This is a genomic window from Halotia branconii CENA392 (assembly GCF_029953635.1).
Lineage (GTDB): Bacteria > Cyanobacteriota > Cyanobacteriia > Cyanobacteriales > Nostocaceae > Halotia > Halotia branconii.
Window position 1 is genome coordinate 1,231,981 of the sequence record NZ_CP124543.1, and the last position, 21,979, is coordinate 1,253,959.

Genomic DNA, 21,979 nt, shown 5'->3' on the forward strand with positions numbered 1-21,979 from the left:
AAAGATGCTACACGAACATAGCGCTGTCTCAGCACTGATTACCGACTAGTGACTACATAATGTATTTTTTATGACTCAAACAATTGAATCCCTGTTTGATACAGGTTTAGAACGCTATAAAGCTGGTGAATCAGCGGATTCTCTAATCCCTGTATTTAAGGAAGTTTGCGATCGCGCTCCTAAAACTAGTTCAGCTTGGATTTGTTTAGCTTGGTTGTATTTGCTTGATGACAAATCCAACTTGGCTTATAAAGCTGCACAGAAAGCAGTCAAGTTAAGTCCTCAAGATCCACAAGCCAGAATTAATTTAGCTGTAGCTATGTTGGAAACAGGACAGAAAGGGTTGCGGCAACACATTGATTTTGTCAAACAGTTAATTTTTGTTAACCCAGAATGGCGAGATGAAATCGTCAATAGTATTGAAGACGGTTTAAGTAGAAAACCAGATTGGCAGAGTTTGGCAAAAGTCAAAAGCTGGCTATTTGAAGAGTAAGAATTAAATCAGTTACCAGTTATCACTGTTCACTGATTCAGTCGAGGACTTCAATCCAAAATAAATACATCAATGTTTACTGCGATGCACTGAGTTTCGACACTTCGACTTACTTCGACTGCGCCCTTCTCCTGTCAAAGACGCTGCGCGTTAAGCCTAGCTATGCCGCAGGCTTTACGGCTACTTCGACTATGGTTCCTGAGCGACTTGCCTTGAGCGCAGTCGAAAGGAGTCGAAGGACGCTCAGCACAAGAAGTCAGTGCATCGCTTGCCGCGAAGCCGAGATTCCACTACCGCTTGTTGAAGTGTTCACTGTTAAACGCTAGGGTCTAGATACCAACAATTTATCTAATCAAAAAAGTCCCTAGCCCTTTTAACTCCCTAAACCCTAATTCCTAGTCTCTAGTCTCTAGTTCCTAATCCCTTATGAAAGATAAATTATTAAATTGGCTGAACTTAATTTTAGTCGCTGATGTATTCTTGGTTTTGTTAGGATTTGGCTGGTTAGTAGTTGCTGCGATCGGAGATGCTGCGGGAGTTAACTTGGGTCTAGATTTATGGCATCAACTGTGGCAACCTCTATTTAACCCTGCCATTGGCATTTTGATGGGGGGTGCTATTCTCAGTGGTCTTGTAAGTTGGGTTTCAAAAAAATTCCTGACTGATTAGATTAGTTATTCTTCGTCAGTAGTCAGCCTAAAAGTAGTAAAAACTGACTACTGTTAAAAAAATATTATTGAAGAATTTGTCTTAACGCTGGTTGTAAATTAGGATATTGATATTCAAAGCCACTTTCTAAGGTGCGTTTGGGAAGTACTTGCTGACCTTCTAAAACTACCATCGCTCCATCTCCCAACAAAGCTTCAAGGGCAAAAGCAGGTACGGGCAACCACGAGGGGCGATGTATCACTTGTCCTAGTGTTTGGCAAAAATCTGTCATGTGGACAGGGTTAGGTGCAGTGGCATTATATACACCTTCAGTTTCTGGTTTTGTTAAAGCTTGCAAAATCAAGCTTACTAAATCGTCAACGTGAATCCAAGAAAACCACTGCCTACCACTGCCAATTGGGCCACCGGCAAAGAGTTTAAAAGGCATAATCATTTTACCCAAAGCACCACCCTGTCCCAAAACAATACCGAAGCGCAGAATTACTAAGCGTACACCAGCATCTTTGACTTTTCTAGCTTCTGCTTCCCAAACTTGACAAACTTGAGCGAGAAAGTCGCTACCAGAGGAACTGCTTTCATCAAAAGTCGCAGTTTCACTAGTACCGTAGTAGCCAATGGCTGAAGCGTTAACCAACACAGTCGGCTGAGGATTGGCATTAGCTATTGCTTCAACTATTTTCTGCGTACCTAATTGACGGCTATTAAGGATTTTTTGTTTATGTTCTGGTGTCCACCGTTCCTCTGCGATCGGTTCTCCTGCTAAATTTACTACACTATCACAACCAGCGATGGCATCTTGCCAAGAACCAGATACAGTTGGTGTATAGGCAACTATTTCTACATTAGAGAAAGCTTCAGATGGAAAAACCTTTTGAGCATAAGTGGTGTTACGCGTTAACACTAGTACTCTATTACCCTCTTTGTGGAGCCGTGCTACCAAACGACTACCTACAAATCCTGTTGCTCCAGTAACTGCTATTTTCATAATGCACCTCCACCAATCCCTTATTTTAAGGTTTTTTATCAATTTTTTAACCAGCGTTGCTTCTTTATTTGGTATCGGTTATTGAGAAACTCTGGCCAATCTCTTTAATAAATCTGCCAATGACTTGCCGTTTAGATGCTTCGGTATTATAGGATGGACGGAGTGTTTTAAGGGGTGGGGCTATTATGGCTCGCTATACCTGTTCGTTTATTGTTTCTATTACTATTGACGATCTTCATCCATTACTTGTAGATCTTTTACAAGAATGTGATTTGGAGATTCAATACTACACAACCGATTACATTATGGCTCGTGAGATTCCTGGTAATGTTTCTTTCTCTAAGCTGGTTAAAGCGGAAGTACTGATTGATAAATCAACAGCTACTGAAACAGAAACCAGAATGAGTATTGTAATTAAAAACGAGGAACTACCACTCCAAGTTGATAATCACTGTCGGCAAATGTTTGAATTTATCAAGCAGACGATTGAAGAAAGTCGTCATTGGCATTTGATTGAAAGTCTGGCTGGGTAATAGTGATTTATGCCTGTAGTCACAGTATTGACTGTGGCTAGCTAAATTTACGGAAAACTCTATTACTCCCACGAATTACGCAAAATTATGAAAAAACTAACTACAAAAGACACGTAGACGCGCCAGCAGCTATTCTTACGATTTCTCCATAAGGAGTACCCGCACGGTAAGACACGAAGTAAAAAGGGTTTCACAGAGTTATTGTGTGACTACTAATTCCTTGTCCTAGCCGTAATTGATAATTAAATTTGGTATTTTTTTCAATCTTCTATATCCTCATCTTCGGTCATACCGGGGTTGATGAGGGTAATATCGTATTCGCTAGAATCCGTCTGTCCTGATCGCTGAGTATTTTTTAATAGATAATAAATGGCACGTACCTGAGGACCAAAAACAATTTCGTCTTCATTTTTCAAATCGTGGGCTGATATCTTGCGCCCATTAATCATCATACCGTTAGCACTAGGCTTGTTTTTAGCGTCACCATCTACAATTCGGTAATAATAGCTTTGATTATTATGTTTGTGTGGCAATCTGACTAATGTAGCATGGCGACGGGAGACAAATTGAGATACCAAACGGATGTTACACTCACGGTCTCTACCGATAGAGTAGACGGGGTTTTCCAAAGGAAATTCTTTACGACCTTGATCGTCTTCAAGAATTAATAGATGGCTTTCATTGCTTTCTAATACCATTGATACGTCTTTGCTAGAATCGGTAAAAGTTTGATTAACTAGGATTTTTTTAGTATGGTTTCCTGCCATTCTCACGTACTACAGTCTTTGGTATTGATTTTGGTGAATTAAATATTGCATTATTTACTGACAAGAGTAGAACATTATTGTTCTACTCTGTAATGCTGTTGCTCTAGAACGAGTCTCAACAGGCTTTATGAGATGCATAACACCTAACTCTCGATTTAGTTTAACCTGAGATGGGAAAAACCAACATTTGATTTGTAATATTCTCTCAAAGGTTCTTACAGACGATGAGCTAGCCGCCTTAATAAAACTGAATTGGTGACTACACTAACTGAGCTAAAAGCCATTAATGCAGCAGCACCAGATGGACTAAGAACAAAACCCAAGTTTGGTAATAAAACACCTGCTGCTAGAGGAATACCGATTGTGTTGTACCCAAAAGCCCAAAATAAATTCTGACGGATTTTATTGAAAGTAGCACGACTTAGTTCAATTGATTCTACAACGTCATTTAAGCGATCGCGCATGAGGACAATTTCAGCGGTTTCCATCGCTACATCTGTTCCCGAATGTAAAGCAATTCCTACATCTGCTTGCGATAAAGCTGGAGCATCATTGATTCCATCTCCAACCATTGCGACTTTAGCAACAGATTTCATTTGTAATTCTTGAATCACAGCAGCTTTTTTACTGGGGGGAATACCTGCTAAGACATCAGTGTTACTTAATCCTAATTGTTTGGCTACAGCATTAGCCGCTTCTAATTGATCACCACTAAGCAGCATTACCCGTAAACCCATCTGGCGTAACTTCTCTATTGTGGCTTGAGCATCTGCTCTGAGGGTATCTTGAACAGCAATTAGTCCGGCTAAAGTTCTCGCAACAGCTACATAAACAACGGTTTTCCCATCTGCTGCTAATTTCTGAGCCATCTGTTGAGCATTTTCATTGATATCAATCCCGTGCCAACTTAACCAGTTCCAGTTACCTAATAACACAGTTGTACCCTCTATTACCGCAGATACACCCAGTCCGGGTTCTGTGTGAAAATCTACAGCATCAGGGATAGATAACTGTTGTCGCTGCGCTTCTTGCTGAATTGCTTTTGCCAGAGGATGGTAAGTACCACTTTCTACTGCTGCTGCTAGTTGAATGAGAAATTGGGGATTTTGATCATTCAGTTCCCCAATCGATAGACAATCTGTAACCGTGGGATTGCCTGTGGTTAAAGTACCAGTTTTATCAAATACTATGGTGTCCAGTTGATGTACTCTTTCGAGAACATCACCACCTTTAATTAACAGACCTTTTTCTGCACCTATGCCAGTTCCGACAATAATGGCTGTCGGTGTGGCGAGTCCTAAAGCACAAGGACAAGCGACAACCATAACTGCGATCGCTAGTTTTAAACTAATTAAAAGTGGGGAGGAAGAAGTAGATAATGAGGAATAATGGGTATTATGTGCAGTATGGCTGAGCATTTCCATTCCGCCTGAAGCTGTGACATCAGACCAAATATGAGTACCGAAAAAATACCAAAAAATAAATGTCAATACAGCAGCACTCAATACACCGTAGGTAAAGTAACCAGCTACTGTGTCCGCTAATTTCTGCACTGGGGCTTTACGGGTTTGGGCATCTTCTACTAAGGCGACAATTTGAGCTAAGGTGGTATCACTACCAATACGTGTTGCCTGGATAGCGATCGCTCCTGATTGATTGATGGTTCCTGCTGCGACTAAATCTCCTGGTTGCTTAACTACTGGTACTGCTTCCCCAGTCAGCATTGATTCATTCACAGCTGTACGTCCGAAGCGAACTTCACCATCAACAGGAATTTTATCTCCTGGTAGTACCTGTAACCATTCCCCTGTGCGTACTTGTTCAGCTGGAATCTCAATAATATTTGATCCCAATCCTCCTGTCTCTGGATTTGGGTCGGGAATCAACCTTGCTGTCTGTGGCTGGAGTGCTAACAATTTTCTAAATGCAGACGCAGCCTTGCCTCTAGCTTGTTTTTCTAATGTTCTACCCAGCAGAATAAAACCCAGCATCATTACTGGTTCGTCAAAGAAGCATTCCCAACCCATTTGGGGAAACAATAGCGCGATCAAACTTGCCGTGTAAGCTGTTAATGTCCCTAACCCCACAAGAGTATTCATGTTAGGTGCATTGCGCCGCCAGCCTAGCCAGCCATCTATTAAAATTGGACGGCCGGGAATTAGTAGTGTTACTGTTGCCAGTCCACAATGAAACCAGATGTTATTTAATACGGGTAATGTTGTACCAAAGATATTGCTAAGATGTCCGGTTCCCGACAATATTAATAGTATTCCAGCGATCGCTAACTGCTTAAATGCAGAGCGCATTTCTTGGCGCTGTCTTTCTGCTCGGTCTTCTAAGGTAACTGTCTTACCAGCTATCTTGTCCTTAGCGCTGCGGAGTTGAGTTGGAAATCCTGCTGCTGTCAATTGCTTTGCCAGTGCATCTGAATCTATCGCACCGATTTCTGACTCTACGACTGCTACTTCTGTTGCCAGATTGACACAGGCATTCTTGACTCCCGGATGTTGAGTTAGCTGTCGCTCTACAGCGCTCACACATCCAGCACATTTCATTCCTCCAACATCAAAAATGATTTTCTCTGAGGTAGGAAGTGGTTCTGGGGTCAGCTTAGTTTTTGGAACAAGTTGCATGGCAAGTGTTTGGATTCGCTACTGAAGATTTTACGCCTGATTCAAAGCGTCTCTACTTCGAGCGTAGACGAAATTCGCAACTACGACAGAACGTAAATAATATTAATTTTATTAAGTTATGGCATTAATCCAAGTTTCAACTTTGGTTCCAGCGTAGATAAGTTATGTAGATAATAGCTCCTATCTGTATAGGCATCAGGGCAATCAAGCTTTTCCAAAAATAGTTGATGTCTAAATTAGACATAGCGCTGAAATATCCTATACCCACAAGCAAAAATATCACCCAGGTAAGTTGTTTACGTTTAATGGCTAGCATATCAGTAAGAATAAATTGGCAGTAGTCCTACAGACTTATCGCTGAAAATAGTAATTAAATTGTGATACGGGAATTTCTAAAACCAGCCCTGTTTGTTCGCAAAATATGTATTAACGAAGTCTTCGGGAGATTTATTCAAGTAGATCATGGCTTCAACTAAACCTACAAGTTGCATAATTAAAAAGGTAATGCCGTAAGTGAAAGAACCACCCACAACGGATATCACTAGCATAATGAAGCCTTCTGGAGCATATCCTAGAATAAACTTATGCACTCCAAAACCTCCAAAAATGATCCCACAGTAACCAGCTAAAAGTTGTTTGGTTGGGTGGCTAGGGTTAAGATTTGCCATAAATTATGCATTGCTCCTAGATGAATATGTATAAAAAATAAACTTTTAACGCAAGTAAATACACTTGTCTTTTCTGAATATTTAATGAAGTAATGTGCCACTACTCCACAGAAAATATCAGCAAAAATACAAGATCATGCAATCATGCAGGTTGTCCTATTCTGTGGTCAGCTATCAAACTCACGTTGCTTTTAATTGTGATTATTTCAGCAGGACGGTAGTTTTTGTAGGTTCTTAAGTCAAACAAAGCTTTTGAGTAAAAATAATACCCGTAATTGTTAACAACGTTAGTACCACAACACTTTTTACAAGTGCATCAGTATTATTTCCGGACTTTTTTGAGATGGCTGCAACAAGGGCGAGGATACACTTACTTTAATTGATAATATCTGTATCTATCACACAGAGCATATTTCATTGACTAGGAAACAATCTAGTCATCACCTAAATTTAACTATTGCTTACAACTCCCGCATCTAAAAACAGGAGTTGTGATATCTTCTACAAACCGCTTAAAAGAACAATCAAAATCTTGACAGTCAACTTAAAGTTATTCAGATAATACTCAATATTTACTTAAAAAATTGTCATCAATTTGACAGTGTTGCCGAAATTAGCTTTACCATTGGCATACTTGCATTTACTCTGAATACGTTTACGCTGAATTAGTACAAGAACTAGTCGATTACCTTTATATATGCAGATGAAAGCAAATATTTATATTGTTTTCAACTGTATTCATGCCGTTCTATTAATTACCACTACCTAATAAAAATAGGCTTAATAGTGTGCCACTATTCCATAGACTATGGAGAAGCATAGGAGCTAAAAGGTTGCGCGATCGCGTGTAAACTACTCCTAAGACAATCCCTAGAGCCGTTAATGGCAAAATTTCCGACAAACTCAAGTGAGCGATCGCAAATAACAAACCACTGGTAATAATTGCTCCCCACACAGGAAGATAACGAGTTAGGGAAGGCAATAAGAAGCCACGAAATAAAAGTTCTTCAAAAAATGGAGCTGCGATCGCAGCTGTAGAGAAAAATATACCTAGTGCTACACCATCTTGACTTTCCAGTGCTAGTTGCAACAAAGGATTGCTACCACCTTGCCCTTGCCATAGTTGTTGATTAATTAATGACACTAATACAACAATGGGTAAAGCAGCACAATAGCCACCTAGTCCCCATAAAAACCATTTATCCTGCAAACGGAAGCGGAACCAGAACTCTGGAAGTGGGAAAAAGCGTTTAATAGAAAAATATAGCACTAAAAGCGCACCTGAAGCTACCAGTAGGTAACTAACCAAAACATAAACAGCCTGAAGTCTGACATTACCAGCAGGACGTGGAATGGGAATAATTGATAAGAACAGAGGAACAAAAATCTGTCCCATGAAGAAAAAACCTAGGATAAAAACCTGCAAAATTGTTTCACCATTCCAAGGCGTTGACCAAGGTACATCAGCATTTTGAGCTAACAAGGCAACTTTTCCCTTTAACAAGCGCTGAACACATAAGGAAATTAGCAAGATCATACCTACTAATGCTGCTAAAGTTGGGATAGTGCCAATCAATGCTAATTTCAATACAGCTTGGTTAGCAGCCTCTTGTTGTGCAGTTTGAATTGCTGATAAAGCTTCCTGTCGTTGCTGAAGTTTGTACAACCGAACCAAAGCAGTAGAGCGAAACCAACCTTCTAAGTTCTTTTGAATCAACTGCTGGGCGTTGGGTAAAATCCGAGGAGGATCACTCCAAAGTCCACTTAATACAGCAGCCGTTCCTGCAAATTCATTGCTATCAGCATAAGGAGGGGTATTGGGTACTAAATTTATATCTGGCTTGTCTGTTTCTACTCGTTTTTGTAATTCGCTCCAAATTTTAAGTGCTGTATCTGTCTGCCCTTGTTGTGCTTGTAAAATACCCAAACGCAAGTCTAGTTCGTTCAGTAACTTTTGCAGTTGCTTTAAGGACTGCTGCAACTTCTGCTGTTGCCCACCGGAGGCATTATTAGTAGGAGTTTCTGGTAACGGTTTAGGAGGTACGGGAGTGATTTTAGATTGAGAGCGTAGTTGTGTAAGTTTGTTTTTGGCTTTATCTAAATTAGCCTGAACTGAGTTACGCGCTTCTTGATACTGATTTGTAGCGCTTTCCAGGGGTTGCTCACCAAGTATTGCTGTCCGAATTGCTGTTAAATTATCATCGTTGCTATTTTGAGGTTGCCAAGCTTGGGCTTGCAGAGCAATATTGGTTTGATAAAGTTCTAGACGACTTTGAAATTGAGGTTCTTGCCAACTACTAAATAAAGATGTAACCGACAACAGGATTGCTATCGGTGTCAGCACAAATATTAAAACCAGCCGCTTGATAGTCATCTATTCCCCTTTCACTAGCCAATGGAGAACGTAGCCCCCTAGGGAATTATCGCAATAAAAAGCATGAGGTGGATAAATATCGTTAATATTATCAAGCTTGCGATCGCATCTATATCTATATAGACTTGTAATTTACAACCTGCTCAATCTCTATTCCTTGACCTTAGCTGAGGATTTATAAGACTCAGAAATATATACAATTAACGGCTTCTTGCTGCCATTGATGCATCACAGCCTTTTATTACTTACCTAAAGCCCCTGTTTTATATAGGTTTGAAGGTGGGCAAAAAATCTTTTTTCAAATTACTCACAAAAAGGAGTTGACAAAGGTGTGTGGGGTAGATATATTAGATAAGTGCCTAGAGGAGAGCGCCGCAAAGCGCGGTCCGAAAGGCAACCGAACCTTGAAAATATTATAGTTTGAAAGCGATTATACAGCAAGTGGTCAGCGTCAAGTAAATTGAAACACTAGGCTGGAGTGTATAAACAACAGTCTTTCATATATTATATGTGAGCTAAAAAGCAAACACTTCCATCAAAACGGAGAGTTTGATCCTGGCTCAGGATGAACGCTGGCGGTATGCTTAACACATGCAAGTCGAACGGGCTTTTCGGAGCTAGTGGCGGACGGGTGAGTAACGCGTAAGAATCTGGCTTTGGGTCGGGGACAACCACTGGAAACGGTGGCTAATACCGGATATGCCGCAAGGTAAAAGGCTTGCCGCCTGAAGATGAGCTCGCGTCTGATTAGCTAGTAGGTGTGGTAAGAGCGCACCTAGGCGACGATCAGTAGCTGGTCTGAGAGGATGATCAGCCACACTGGGACTGAGACACGGCCCAGACTCCTACGGGAGGCAGCAGTGGGGAATTTTCCGCAATGGGCGAAAGCCTGACGGAGCAATACCGCGTGAGGGAGGAAGGCTCTTGGGTTGTAAACCTCTTTTCTCAGGGAAGAAGTTCTGACGGTACCTGAGGAATAAGCATCGGCTAACTCCGTGCCAGCAGCCGCGGTAATACGGAGGATGCAAGCGTTATCCGGAATGATTGGGCGTAAAGCGTCCGCAGGTGGCCTTGTAAGTCTGCTGTTAAAGAGTGAGGCTCAACCTCATACAAGCAGTGGAAACTACACGGCTAGAGTGCGTTCGGGGTAGAGGGAATTCCTGGTGTAGCGGTGAAATGCGTAGATATCAGGAAGAACACCGGTGGCGAAAGCGCTCTGCTAGGCCGCAACTGACACTGAGGGACGAAAGCTAGGGGAGCGAATGGGATTAGATACCCCAGTAGTCCTAGCCGTAAACGATGGATACTAGGCGTGGCTTGTATCGACCCGAGCCGTGCCGTAGCTAACGCGTTAAGTATCCCGCCTGGGGAGTACGCAGGCAACTGTGAAACTCAAAGGAATTGACGGGGGCCCGCACAAGCGGTGGAGTATGTGGTTTAATTCGATGCAACGCGAAGAACCTTACCAAGACTTGACATGTCGCGAACTTTCCTGAAAGGGAGAGGTGCCTTCGGGAGCGCGAACACAGGTGGTGCATGGCTGTCGTCAGCTCGTGTCGTGAGATGTTGGGTTAAGTCCCGCAACGAGCGCAACCCTCGTTTTTAGTTGCCAGCACTTCGGGTGGGCACTCTAGAGAGACTGCCGGTGACAAACCGGAGGAAGGTGGGGATGACGTCAAGTCAGCATGCCCCTTACGTCTTGGGCTACACACGTACTACAATGCTACGGACAAAGGGCAGCTACACAGCAATGTGATGCAAATCCAAAAAACCGTAGCTCAGTTCAGATCGCAGGCTGCAACTCGCCTGCGTGAAGGAGGAATCGCTAGTAATTGCAGGTCAGCATACTGCAGTGAATTCGTTCCCGGGCCTTGTACACACCGCCCGTCACACCATGGAAGCTGGTAGTGCCCGAAGTCATTACTCCAACCATTCGTGGGGGAGGATGCCTAAGGCAGGACTGGTGACTGGGGTGAAGTCGTAACAAGGTAGCCGTACCGGAAGGTGTGGCTGGATCACCTCCTTTTAAGGGAGACCTACACCCCTCAAATCTTGAAAGCAAAATGCAAATAAAGATTGAGTTGGTCAAACCGAGGTCGGTCGCTTCTACTTGAATTATTGAGTGCTTTCAAACTATGATGAAGGTTCGGATTGGGGCTATTAGCTCAGGTGGTTAGAGCGCACCCCTGATAAGGGTGAGGTCCCTGGTTCGAGTCCAGGATGGCCCACCTGAATCAATTAAAAATGTCAAATGCAAAATTAAAAATTGAATTATATTCATTTTTAATTTTTAATTATCAATTTTTAATTGTATCTGGGGGTTTAGCTCAGTTGGTAGAGCGCCTGCTTTGCAAGCAGGATGTCAGCGGTTCGAGTCCGCTAATCTCCACCTGTAAATTTGACGAGAAATCAGCAACATGGCATGTAGGTATATAATGTCAGACTGCTGAGAGATTCTCAGCCAGAACCTTGAAAACTGCATAGTAACGCGAAATTAGCAGGCAGACACAGACATTTATTTTTTGATGAGATGAATTGTGTTTGCATTTTGTACACCAACGTAAAAATCTAATTACGAATTACGAATTAGAAATTACGAATTAGAAAGTGGTCAAGCTAATAAGGGCTAACGGTGGATACCTAGGCACACAGAGGCGACGAAGGACGTGGTTACCGACGATATGCTCCGGGGAGTTGGAAGCAGACATTGAGCCGGAGATTTCCGAATGGGGCAACCTTTTATACTAGCTGCTGAATATATAGGCAGCAAAGAGCCAACCCAGCGAACTGAAACATCTTAGTAGCTGGAGGAAAAAAAATCAATCTAGAGATTCCCTAAGTAGTGGTGAGCGAACGGGGAAAAGCCTAAACCAGTTGGTTTACTGACTGGGGTAGTGGGACAGCAAATTGCGAATCTGGCGGTTAAACGAAACAGCTAAATACTGTACCACAGAAGGTGAAAGTCCTGTAGTTGAAAACTTAAAGATAGTAGCTGAATCCCGAGTAGCATGGGGCACGAGGAATCCCATGTGAATCAGCGAGGACCACCTCGTAAGGCTAAATACTACTGTGTGACCGATAGTGAACCAGTACCGCGAGGGAAAGGTGAAAAGAACCCCGCAAGGGGAGTGAAATAGAACATGAAACCGTTAGCTTACAAGCAGTGGGAGTCCGATTCAACGGATGACCGCGTGCCTGTTGAAGAATGAGCCGGCGACTTATAGGCACTGGTAGGTTAAGGCGAAAATGCCGGAGCCAAAGGGAAACCGAGTCTGAAAAGGGCGATAATCAGTGTTTATAGACCCGAACCCTGGTGATCTAACCATGGCCAGGATGAAGCTTGGGTAACACCAAGTGGAGGTCCGAACCGACCGATGTTGAAAAATCGGCGGATGAGCTGTGGTTAGGGGTGAAATGCCAATCGAACCAGGAGCTAGCTGGTTCTCCCCGAAATGTGTTGAGGCGCAGCGGTAATGATTATATCTGGGGGGTAAAGCACTGTTTCGGTGCGGGCTGTGAGAACGGTACCAAATCGAGACAAACTCTGAATACCCAGAGAACACATTGCCAGACAGACAGTGGGGGATAAGCTTCATTGTCAAGAGGGAAACAGCCCAGACCACCAGCTAAGGTCCCCAAATCATCGCTAAGTGATAAAGGAGGTGAGAGTGCAAAGACAACTAGGAGGTTTGCCTAGAAGCAGCCACCCTTGAAAGAGTGCGTAATAGCTCACTAGTCAAGCGCTCTTGCGCCGAAAATGAACGGGGCTAAGCGATGTACCGAAGCTGTGGGATTAATCGTAACGATTAATCGGTAGGGGAGCGTTCCGTGTTAGGAAGAAGCAGTAGCGGCAAGCAGCTGTGGACGAAACGGAAGTGAGAATGTCGGCTTGAGTAGCGCAAACTAGGGTGAGAATCCCTAGCCCCGAAACCCTAAGGGTTCCTCCGCCAGGTTCGTCCTCGGAGGGTTAGTCGGGTCCTAAGGCGAGGTCGAAAGGCGTAGTCGATGGACACAGGGTCAACAATCCCTGACTATTATGTGGGAGCATTGATTGGGACGCATGAAAGATAGCCATACCCTGATTGGTTTGGGAGGAGTTTACGAACTCCGGATGGTGAAGGATAGTGCCAAGAAAAGCAATGAATGTGATGAAAGCATGATACCCGTACCCGAAACCGACACAGGTAGGGAGGTTGAGAATACCAAGGGGCGCGAGATAACTCTCTCTAAGGAACTCGGCAAAATGGCCCCGTAACTTCGGAAGAAGGGGTGCCCACTCATGGTGGGTCGCAGTGAAGAGATCCAGGCGACTGTTTACCAAAAACACAGGTCTCCGCAAACTCGCAAGAGGACGTATGGGGGCTGACGCCTGCCCAGTGCCGGAAGGTTAAGGAAGTTGGTCAGGGTGAAAGCTTGAAGCTGACGACTGAAGCCCCGGTGAACGGCGGCCGTAACTATAACGGTCCTAAGGTAGCGAAATTCCTTGTCGGGTAAGTTCCGACCCGCACGAAAGGCGTAACGATCTGGATGGTGTCTCAGAGAGAGACTCGGCGAAATAGGAATGTCTGTGAAGATACGGACTGCCTGCACCTGGACAGAAAGACCCTATGAAGCTTTACTGTAGCCTGGAATTGTGTTCGGGCTTCGCTTGCGCAGGATAGGTGGGAGGCGTTGAGATATTCCTTGTGGGGGATATGGAGCCAATGGTGAGATACCACTCTGGCGAAGCTAGAATTCTAACCTAGCACCCTGACCGGGTGTGGGAACAGTTTCAGGTGGGCAGTTTGACTGGGGCGGTCGCCTCCTAAAAGGTAACGGAGGCGCGCAAAGGTTCTCTCAGCACGCTTGGAAACCGTGCGGCGAGTGTAAAGGCAATAAGAGAGCTTGACTGCAAGAGTGACATCTCGAGCAGGTACGAAAGTAGGCCTTAGTGATCCGACGGTACAGAGTGGAATGGCCGTCGCTCAACGGATAAAAGTTACTCTAGGGATAACAGGCTGATCTCCCCCAAGAGTCCACATCGACGGGGAGGTTTGGCACCTCGATGTCGGCTCATCGCAACCTGGGGCGGAAGTACGTCCCAAGGGTTGGGCTGTTCGCCCATTAAAGCGGTACGTGAGCTGGGTTCAGAACGTCGTGAGACAGTTCGGTCCATATCCGGTGCAGGCGTAAGAGCATTGAGAGGAGCCTTCCTTAGTACGAGAGGACCGGGAAGGACGCACCGCTGGTGTACCAGTTATCGTACCAACGGTAGACGCTGGGTAGCCAAGTGCGGAGCGGATAACCGCTGAAAGCATCTAAGTGGGAAGCCCACCTCAAGATGAGTGCTCTCACTACTAATAGTAGGTAAGGTCACGGGCAGAACACCCGTTGATAGGCGGTAGGTGGAAGTGCAGTAATGTATGCAGCCGAGCCGTGCTAATAGACCGAGGGCTTGACCTCTCAAACATTTGGTTACTAATTCATTCGCGTTACTTGCAGTCTTCAGGGTTTTGTGAAGTATTAGAAATGTAAAATTTCAAAAGTCATTTTTAATTTTACATTCCCATCAGCTTTTCCTGGTGTCTATTGCGCGGTGGAACCACGCTGAATCCTTCCCGAACTCAGAGGTGAAACGCTGTTGCGGCCACGATAGTTTAGGGGTAGCCCTACGCAAAAATAGCTCGATGCCAGGTCTATTAATCTAATGAAATACCAAGGTTATTCTATAAGTCTGACCTTGGTATTTTTTATTAGGGAGATTTGCTAATAGTGAGTTGAAAATATGAGCATTTGGAAATATGTTACCCTTGCCTTGCTATTGATACTCACAAACACAGTTGTATTATCGGTTTTTCCATTTATATGTCGTAATTACGATGGTCATATTGTTTGTATTCTTAGTATTAATCGTAGTGCCAAAAATTATTGGGAATACAGAGCATCTGTTAGCGTGGATGGAGTGAAAAATCCCAAAGAAGTGTATAACTGCCGTGAACGTGTCAAAGTTAAACAAGACAAAACTGTTGTGTCATTTAGACAAAATGACCCTAGTGAGTTGGTATGTAGTCTTTTTAATAAATCATAAGGATTAATTCACCATTTGGGTATCCCCTTTGACTAAAGGGAATTAGCTATTTGGCTGTTATGGATTTTATTAAGGTTTAAGAATTATTATGACCATGAAAGTTGCACCCGTTATTGTAGTGCTGGGTCAAAACAGTGTAGCAATAGCCCGCAAAATGATGAGTGTTTTGCCAGGGGCGACACTATACGGCTTAGCGGGTCGCACCTGTGAAGTTGATATCAGTTTCACAAATTTCGGGGATACATTGCGGGAGTTTTTCATGGAGGGAAGACCGCTGATTGGAATTTGTGCAGCGGGCATTTTGATCAGGACACTAGCACCTATGCTCTCGGATAAACGACAGGAACCGCCAGTGGTAGCTGTTGCTGAGGATGGTAGTGCTGTGGTTCCTTTATTGGGTGGACTTAATGGGGTAAATGATTTAGCACGTCTGATTGCTGAAGTACTTGATGTTAAAGCTGCAATCACGACTACAGGTGATCTGCGTTTTTGCACTTCGTTGTTATCTCCTCCTCGTGGATACCATTTAGCTAACCCTGATGATGCTAAGACGTTTATCTCAGATTTGCTAGCTGGAGCGCAAGTGAAGTTAGAGGGAACTGCACCTTGGTTGAGTAATAGTCAACTACCTATAGACACCAAGGGAAATTTAACCATCCGGGTTACGGAACATTTGGTGACACTTACACCCAACTGCCTTGTTTATCACCCAGCAACTATAGCGATCGCCATTAATGATACTGTTGATGTAGACACAATACAACAGTTACTTATTGATGCTGAACTAGCACCTCAATCTGTCGCAGCGATATTTGCACCCCTAGCAATCGCAGCTAACCCAGCAGTTCATGGCATTGCTAGCGCCCTAGGAGTGCCTACCCGCTTTTTTACCTCAAATCAGTTAGAAACTTTGTTATCACAAGGTTATAGCACAGCCCAAGCAGCAGCGATCGCCGCAACAGGTACATCCTCTCATCTTCTCACCTCTTCGTTTTCCCACCTAGCGATCGCCATTGCTCCCCAAGTAATTGACCCCAGCACCATAGGTCAACCACGGGGGCGGCTAGCAATTGTGGGTACAGGCCCTGGTTGGTCACAGTGGATGTCTCCAGAAGTAAGGGAAATACTCAAGTCTGCAACTGACTTAGTAGGGTATAAAACATACTTAGATTTAGTCGGTTCTCTTGCTGATGATAAACAGCGGCATGAGTCAGATAACCGCGAAGAAATTGCACGAGCAAAGATGGCGCTGGATTTAGCGGTAGAAGGGCGATATGTTGCAGTGGTTTCCTCTGGCGATCCTGGGATCTATGCAATGGCAGCAGCAATTTTTGAGGTATTGGATCACCACGCCCAACCGGAATGGAACAGTATTGATATTTATGTTGCACCAGGTATATCAGCAATGCAAGCGGCGGCAGCGGCAATTGGCGCTCCTTTGGGACATGACTTTTGTGCGATTTCTCTATCGGACATCTTGAAGCCTTGGTCAATTATTGAACAACGAATTGCGGCGGCGGCTTGTGCTGATTTTGCGATCGCATTTTACAATCCTGTTTCCAAACAACGCACTTGGCAACTGACAGCTGCTAGAAATATTTTGTTGCAATATAGAACACCTGATACCCCAGTAGTATTAGGGAGAAATATTGGCAGACTAGGACATACAGTAAAAGTAATTACTCTTGACCAGTTAGCGCCAGATGTTGCTGATATGCAGACTATTATTCTTATTGGTTCAACACAGACTAAGATTATTCAGCGCGGCGATGAGAATATTTCTGTTTATACGCCTCGTCGTTATACTGAAAGCAAAAATGTATTATGAAGATACAGCTTGCAAATGCGAAAAACGAGATAAATGTTCCCAACTAATAGCTTGGTTACGTCCAGTAGCTTTTGCATGAAACAAACATTGATCAGCGCGATGTAGTAGACTAAGCCCTTTCTCATCGTCACCGACTTCTAAACTAGCAGTACCTAAACTAATAGTAACATCAATTGTTACTTTACTATTGATGGCGAAAGGTTGCTCACTAACTACACGATTGAGGCGATCCGCTACTAATAGCGCTTCTTCACCTGTAGTATTAGCCAGAACAATTACAAATTCCTCGCCACCATAACGAAATGCAGTATCTTGAGACCGTAGATTATGCCGCAGTCGGCTACATAGTAACTGCAAGAGGCGATCGCCCACTAAATGACCATAGGTATCGTTGACTTTCTTAAAATAGTCTACGTCTAAAATAATTAAACTCAAGGGTGTATTTTGATTTTGAGCTTTTTGAATTTGCCTGGGTAAATCCCATTCCAACGCCCGACGATTATTGAGTTCTGTTAACGAATCAGCTAAAGCGATCGCTGATAATAAATCATTTTTTTGAATCAAATCACGGTACTTTTGGACTTTACGCAAACCAACCGTCAAATGAGCGAGTATTAGGCGATCATTTGCTGTTAAACCTGTTAAGCTATAGTCTTTTTTATCTTCAGGAAGTTGCCAAACATAAGCATCAGCTCCTTGGTTGAGAATAGCGGCGGTCATCTGCAATTCCCATTCCCAGCCATATCTATTTCTGTTAGCCAGTTCTTCAGGACGATCCTCTAGAAAAATAGAGTATATCCAGGATAGCTGGGTTTGTTCTTTTAACCAACCGCACAGTTGTATGCTGCTATCCAGACTGGCTTGCAAAAATATTATATCGGGCGGCGTGATTTGAATGTGTGCTACTGCCTGAGAGACATCGGTAATAACTTCTAAAATATAAGCGGTTTGATCGCGGATCTGATCGGGAAGTTTGGCAAGAAAGTTATTACTTCCAAAGACCAGAATGGAAATCTTCATTGCTGTGCTTTCTGCCCTATTTTAAGCTAGGTGTTACTAGTATTTATTCCGAATAATAGAATATATTCGGTGTTTATCTTACAGAGTTATTACCCTATATCTGAATAGTCTTAGCCCTAAATTTATAATTGCCTAGTAATTTTAATCTCCTCTTAATATGTTGCTTTTATGACAAGTTTTAAAACTTTACCCTCTGATAATTAATTTCTGCTTTTCTATATTTCTTTTGAAACAGTATAAATACTGAATCTTATTTTTAAGCCTCAAATTAATACTGTGATTTCCAAGTATTCCTTATTTAAAAGTATTGTCAAAATCGACAATTTATGTTGCACTTAATATGCAGAGACAGAATGTTTAGGTAGCTATAAACATTAAAAAAAAATAAAAAATTTATTTTATCAGTGAAAACCGAGATGCATCAAAAATATAGTTAATGTTATATACCATAAAAGTACAAAGCAGCTTTCCTTGTAGAAAGCTGCTTTTGAGCAAAATCTCAGCGTATATACTGCTTTATATTATGTACTTAGTAATAGCTCTTATTTGTAGTTACCACATTTGTTTAAAATGATGCAGTGACATATATATTGACTTTCAATTATCCCATGTCTAGTAAATATATGAGAAAAAGTAATCAAATAACTACTTAATAATATCCTCGATAAAACACGTTTAAGTGTTATTGTTTCGCCTATTTAACTGGAGAAACTATCGAGGATAAATTATCTGATGCTAGCTAGCTCATCTAAACTTCATACAAAATTTAGAAAACACTATTGATAGCCTTCTATTTTGTAGCCAGCAGCAACAATTACCTGTTTTATAGACTCTTCGGAAGCTTTAGAATCTACAGTAACAGTTTTAGAGTTCACGTCTACATCTACTTTGGCATCAGGTTCCATCGTATGAATAGAATCTGTGATCTTTTTTGCACAATCGTCACAGGTAATATCTGGAACTTTCATTTTGAGTGACATTAACTTACCTCATGACTACAATTTGAATTTTCATTTATATATCAACAATATTATTTCGGATGGCGATCGCACATCTTACTAGAGTTAGAACAGGACGTACCAGCAAGATATAACTACCCGCTAGCAAAATTTACTGGCAGCAAAACGAAACAAAATGCAAAAATATATAAAGCTAGCCAAAAAGTGAAAGATGAAGTACGAAAAAATAACCAGTTGCTTCATACTCCACACTTCATACTTAAATACTTAATACTTCAGTCCACCCATGCCTTCTAATCCCCAAAAACTTAGCGGTAGCGAAATTCGCAATTTATTCCTTGACTTCTTTGCTGGGCGCGGACACCAGATTCTCCCAAGTGCTTCCGTCGTGTCAGAAGATCCGACCTTGCTGCTGACGGTTGCGGGGATGGTACCATTTAAACCAATATTCTTAGGACAGCGCACACCTGAATTTAAGCGGGCTACTACTTCCCAAAAGTGCATCCGCACCAACGATATAGAAAATGTCGGACGCACGAAACGACATCACACGTTTTTTGAGATGTTGGGTAACTTCAGCTTTGGTGATTATTTTAAAGAACAAGCGATCGCCTGGGGTTGGGAAATCTCCACAGAAGTTTTTGGTTTTTCTCCCAACAACTTAGTTGTCAGCGTTTTTGAAGACGATGATGAAGCCTTTAATATTTGGCGCGATCAAATTGGTGTCCCAGCAGCCAGAATTAAACGCATGGGTGCAGATGATAACTTTTGGGCGATGGGTGCTACTGGCCCTTGTGGCCCTTGTTCGGAAATATATTACGACTTTCACCCCGAACGCGGCGATGACAACATTGATTTAGAAGATGATTCTCGATTTATCGAGTTTTATAACCTCGTCTTCATGCAATATAACCGGGATGCATCTGGCAATTTAACACCGCTGCAAAATAAAAACATTGATACTGGGATGGGTTTAGAGAGAATGGCACAAATTCTCCAACAAGTCCCAAATAACTACGAAACGGATTTAATTTTTCCGATTATTCAAACAGCAGCGCAAATTGCAGAGATTGACTACCACAGCAGCGACGAGAAAACCAAAGTCTCTTTAAAAGTGATTGGTGATCATGTTCGTGCTGTCGTCCACATGATTGCTGATGAAATCCGCGCCTCCAACGTGGGACGAGGTTACGTGTTGCGGCGATTAATTCGGCGGGTAGTGCGTCATGGACGATTGATTGGGATTAGTAGCGAATTTATCACCCAAGTTGCCGAAACTGCGATCGCTCTTTCAGAATCAGTTTATCCCAATGTGCGTCAACGCGAAGCCGCAATTAAAGCTGAATTGCAACGGGAAGAGTCTAATTTCTTGAGAACTTTGGATAGAGGCGAAAAACTTCTAGAAGAAATTATTCAAGAGGTGAAACAGCAAGGAAAAACTTCTATTAGCGGTGAAAGTGCCTTTACTTTGTATGACACCTACGGTTTCCCCCTGGAACTGACTCAAGAAATTGCCGAGGAAAACAACCTCACCATTGATGAAGCAGGCTTTAATGTAGAAATGCAAAAGCAGGTAGAACGTGCTAAAGCAGCCCACGAAACTATCGATTTAACTGTCCAAGGTTCTCTCGATAAGCTAGCAGAACACGTCCACGCTACCGAGTTTTTAGGTTATACCCAACCTGCGGCGACAGCGAAAGTCGAAGCCATATTAGTAGATGGAGTTTCTCAAGAAGCAGCAGAAGCCGGAACTCAAGTGCAAATTGTCCTCAATCAAACACCATTTTATGCTGAATCTGGGGGACAAATCGGCGATCGCGGTTATATCTCCGGTGATGGTATTTTAGTTCGCGTTGAAGACATGAAGAAAGAATCTGATTTCTTCATTCACTTGGGACACATTGAACGCGGTACACTGCGCGTAGGTGATAGCATCACCGCCCAAATTGATCGTGCTTGTCGTCGTCGCGCCCAAGCTAACCATACCGCAACTCATCTACTACAAGCCGCGTTGAAAAAAATAGTTGATGAAGGCATATCACAAGCTGGTTCTTTGGTTTCCTTTGACAGGTTGCGCTTTGACTTCAACTGTCCTCGTGCTTTGACATCTGAAGAAATTCAACAAGTAGAAGAACAGGTAAACACTTGGATTGCTGAAGCCCATGCCGCTAATGTGGAAATACTACCTTTAGCAGAAGCGAAAGCTAAAGGCGCTGTAGCTATGTTTGGGGAAAAATACGGTGATGAAGTCCGCGTCATCGATTTTCCTGGCGTATCAATGGAACTGTGCGGTGGAACCCATGTTAGTAATACTGCGGAAATTGGAGTTTTCAAGATTATTTCTGAAGCTGGCGTGGCTTCTGGGGTGCGGCGAATAGAAGCTGTTTCTGGCCCAGCGATATTAGATTATCTCAATGTAAGAGATAAAGTAGTCAAAGATTTGAGCGATCGCTTTAAAGTTAAACCCGAAGAACTACCAGAGAGAATTACCACTCTGCAAACCGAACTGAGAAATAATGAGAAAGAATTAGCAAGTTTGAAATCACAACTGGCGATCGCTAAATCTGATAGCTTGCTGGAAACAACACAAACAGCAGGCGATTATAAACTTATTATTGCCCAGATGGAAGATGTTGATCCCGAATCCTTAAAAACCGCCGCCGAACGCTTACTGCAAAAAATCGGTAACGGTGCAGTGGTACTGGGTTCTGTTCCGGAAGCTGGGAAAGTAAGTATAGTTGCAGCCTTTAGCCCAGAAGTAAATAAAAAAGGCTTACAAGCTGGTAAATTTGTCGGTGCTATTGCCAAGATTTGCGGCGGTGGCGGTGGTGGTAGACCGAACTTAGCCCAAGCCGGCGGACGCGATGCGAGTAAGTTACCGGAGGCATTGGCGAAGGCGCAGAGTGATTTGAAGTCCGCATTGGTTTAGTTGTATTTTCGTGTGGTGCAGGCATATTGCCTGTCTTGAAAATCTTAATACAGT

The 21,979-nt window shown here is 43.0% G+C and carries 13 protein-coding genes, 2 tRNA genes and 3 rRNA genes; 11 read left to right on the forward strand and 7 right to left on the reverse strand.

Features of this window, described 5'->3' with window-relative positions:
• Positions 1 to 70: 70 nt before the first annotated feature.
• Positions 71 to 493, forward strand: a complete 423-nt coding sequence (locus QI031_RS05575; RefSeq protein ID WP_281484213.1) for a tetratricopeptide repeat protein — start codon at positions 71 to 73, stop codon at positions 491 to 493.
• Positions 494 to 919: 426 nt separating this feature from the next.
• Positions 920 to 1,162, forward strand: coding sequence for a hypothetical protein (locus QI031_RS05580; protein ID WP_281484214.1), 243 nt, complete (start codon positions 920 to 922; stop codon positions 1,160 to 1,162).
• A 64-nt stretch (positions 1,163 to 1,226) separates the two neighbouring features.
• On the opposite strand, the gene thyD is transcribed toward QI031_RS05580, so the two are convergent.
• On the reverse strand, positions 1,227 to 2,147 hold the full coding sequence (thyD, locus tag QI031_RS05585) for a thylakoid membrane protein ThyD (protein WP_281484215.1): 921 nt from the start codon (positions 2,145 to 2,147) through the stop codon (positions 1,227 to 1,229).
• A 185-nt stretch (positions 2,148 to 2,332) separates the two neighbouring features.
• Between thyD and QI031_RS05590 the strand changes: the two genes are divergently transcribed.
• Positions 2,333 to 2,680 (forward strand): hypothetical protein, encoded by a 348-nt coding sequence (locus QI031_RS05590; protein WP_281484216.1) that lies wholly within the window; start codon positions 2,333 to 2,335, stop codon positions 2,678 to 2,680.
• Between the two features lie 260 nt (positions 2,681 to 2,940).
• On the opposite strand, the gene QI031_RS05595 is transcribed toward QI031_RS05590, so the two are convergent.
• The 4 genes from QI031_RS05595 to QI031_RS05610 all read right to left on the reverse strand — a co-directional run bounded on the left by QI031_RS05595 (position 2,941) and on the right by QI031_RS05610 (position 9,122).
• Positions 2,941 to 3,447 carry an FHA domain-containing protein gene (locus tag QI031_RS05595; RefSeq protein ID WP_281484217.1) on the reverse strand — a complete coding sequence of 169 codons (507 nt, stop codon included), beginning with the start codon at positions 3,445 to 3,447 and terminating at the stop codon, positions 2,941 to 2,943.
• Between the two features lie 215 nt (positions 3,448 to 3,662).
• Positions 3,663 to 6,080, reverse strand: a complete 2,418-nt coding sequence (locus QI031_RS05600) for a heavy metal translocating P-type ATPase (RefSeq protein ID WP_281484218.1) — start codon at positions 6,078 to 6,080, stop codon at positions 3,663 to 3,665.
• 392 nt (positions 6,081 to 6,472) lie between these two features.
• Positions 6,473 to 6,748 (reverse strand): TM2 domain-containing protein, encoded by a 276-nt coding sequence (locus QI031_RS05605; RefSeq protein ID WP_281484219.1) that lies wholly within the window; start codon positions 6,746 to 6,748, stop codon positions 6,473 to 6,475.
• Between the two features lie 751 nt (positions 6,749 to 7,499).
• A complete protein-coding gene (locus QI031_RS05610) occupies positions 7,500 to 9,122 on the reverse strand; it encodes a CPBP family intramembrane glutamic endopeptidase (RefSeq protein WP_281484220.1) in 1,623 nt (540 codons plus the stop codon).
• 537 nt (positions 9,123 to 9,659) lie between these two features.
• On the opposite strand from QI031_RS05610, the gene QI031_RS05615 reads away from it, so the two are divergent.
• The 7 genes from QI031_RS05615 (at position 9,660) to cobJ (ending at position 17,017) form a co-directional block, all read left to right on the forward strand.
• Positions 9,660 to 11,148: ribosomal RNA gene (locus QI031_RS05615) — 16S ribosomal RNA — on the forward strand.
• A 128-nt stretch (positions 11,149 to 11,276) separates the two neighbouring features.
• A tRNA-Ile gene (locus QI031_RS05620) sits at positions 11,277 to 11,350 on the forward strand.
• A gap of 88 nt (positions 11,351 to 11,438) precedes the next feature.
• A tRNA-Ala gene (locus tag QI031_RS05625) sits at positions 11,439 to 11,511 on the forward strand.
• 220 nt (positions 11,512 to 11,731) lie between these two features.
• Positions 11,732 to 14,564, forward strand: a 23S ribosomal RNA gene (locus tag QI031_RS05630).
• Between the two features lie 115 nt (positions 14,565 to 14,679).
• A 5S ribosomal RNA gene (gene rrf / locus QI031_RS05635) occupies positions 14,680 to 14,797 on the forward strand.
• Together the 16S, 23S and 5S rRNA genes with 2 tRNA genes alongside form the textbook arrangement of a ribosomal RNA operon.
• Before the next feature lie 89 nt (positions 14,798 to 14,886).
• The gene (locus QI031_RS05640) at positions 14,887 to 15,189 is read left to right on the forward strand and encodes a hypothetical protein (protein WP_281484221.1); all 303 of its coding nucleotides are present in this window, start codon (positions 14,887 to 14,889) and stop codon (positions 15,187 to 15,189) included.
• A gap of 88 nt (positions 15,190 to 15,277) precedes the next feature.
• Positions 15,278 to 17,017, forward strand: a complete 1,740-nt coding sequence (gene cobJ / locus QI031_RS05645) for a precorrin-3B C(17)-methyltransferase (protein ID WP_281484222.1) — start codon at positions 15,278 to 15,280, stop codon at positions 17,015 to 17,017.
• Here cobJ and QI031_RS05650 read toward each other — a convergent pair.
• Entirely contained in the window at positions 17,012 to 18,037 is a 1,026-nt protein-coding gene (locus tag QI031_RS05650; protein ID WP_281484223.1) for a GGDEF domain-containing protein, read from the reverse strand. The genes cobJ and QI031_RS05650 overlap by 6 nt on opposite strands.
• A 776-nt stretch (positions 18,038 to 18,813) precedes the next feature.
• Entirely contained in the window at positions 18,814 to 19,017 is a 204-nt protein-coding gene (locus QI031_RS05655; protein WP_281484224.1) for a heavy-metal-associated domain-containing protein, read from the reverse strand.
• Between the two features lie 265 nt (positions 19,018 to 19,282).
• Here QI031_RS05655 and alaS point away from each other — a divergent pair, with 265 nt between their 5' ends.
• Positions 19,283 to 21,925 (forward strand): alanine--tRNA ligase, encoded by a 2,643-nt coding sequence (gene alaS / locus QI031_RS05660; RefSeq protein WP_281484225.1) that lies wholly within the window; start codon positions 19,283 to 19,285, stop codon positions 21,923 to 21,925.
• Positions 21,926 to 21,979 lie beyond the last annotated feature (54 nt).

Coding starts and splice junctions, on each gene's coding strand:
- alaS (WP_281484225.1), top strand. CDS start 19,283: ATGCCTTCTAATCCCCAAAAACTTAGCGGTAGCGAAATTCGCAATTTA.
- QI031_RS05655 (WP_281484224.1), bottom strand. CDS start 19,017: ATGTCACTCAAAATGAAAGTTCCAGATATTACCTGTGACGATTGTGCA.
- QI031_RS05650 (WP_281484223.1), bottom strand. CDS start 18,037: ATGAAGATTTCCATTCTGGTCTTTGGAAGTAATAACTTTCTTGCCAAA.
- QI031_RS05610 (WP_281484220.1), bottom strand. CDS start 9,122: ATGACTATCAAGCGGCTGGTTTTAATATTTGTGCTGACACCGATAGCA.
- QI031_RS05590 (WP_281484216.1), top strand. CDS start 2,333: ATGGCTCGCTATACCTGTTCGTTTATTGTTTCTATTACTATTGACGAT.
- QI031_RS05595 (WP_281484217.1), bottom strand. CDS start 3,447: ATGGCAGGAAACCATACTAAAAAAATCCTAGTTAATCAAACTTTTACC.
- QI031_RS05640 (WP_281484221.1), top strand. CDS start 14,887: ATGAGCATTTGGAAATATGTTACCCTTGCCTTGCTATTGATACTCACA.
- QI031_RS05580 (WP_281484214.1), top strand. CDS start 920: ATGAAAGATAAATTATTAAATTGGCTGAACTTAATTTTAGTCGCTGAT.
- QI031_RS05605 (WP_281484219.1), bottom strand. CDS start 6,748: ATGGCAAATCTTAACCCTAGCCACCCAACCAAACAACTTTTAGCTGGT.
- thyD (WP_281484215.1), bottom strand. CDS start 2,147: ATGAAAATAGCAGTTACTGGAGCAACAGGATTTGTAGGTAGTCGTTTG.
- cobJ (WP_281484222.1), top strand. CDS start 15,278: ATGACCATGAAAGTTGCACCCGTTATTGTAGTGCTGGGTCAAAACAGT.
- QI031_RS05575 (WP_281484213.1), top strand. CDS start 71: ATGACTCAAACAATTGAATCCCTGTTTGATACAGGTTTAGAACGCTAT.
- QI031_RS05600 (WP_281484218.1), bottom strand. CDS start 6,080: ATGCAACTTGTTCCAAAAACTAAGCTGACCCCAGAACCACTTCCTACC.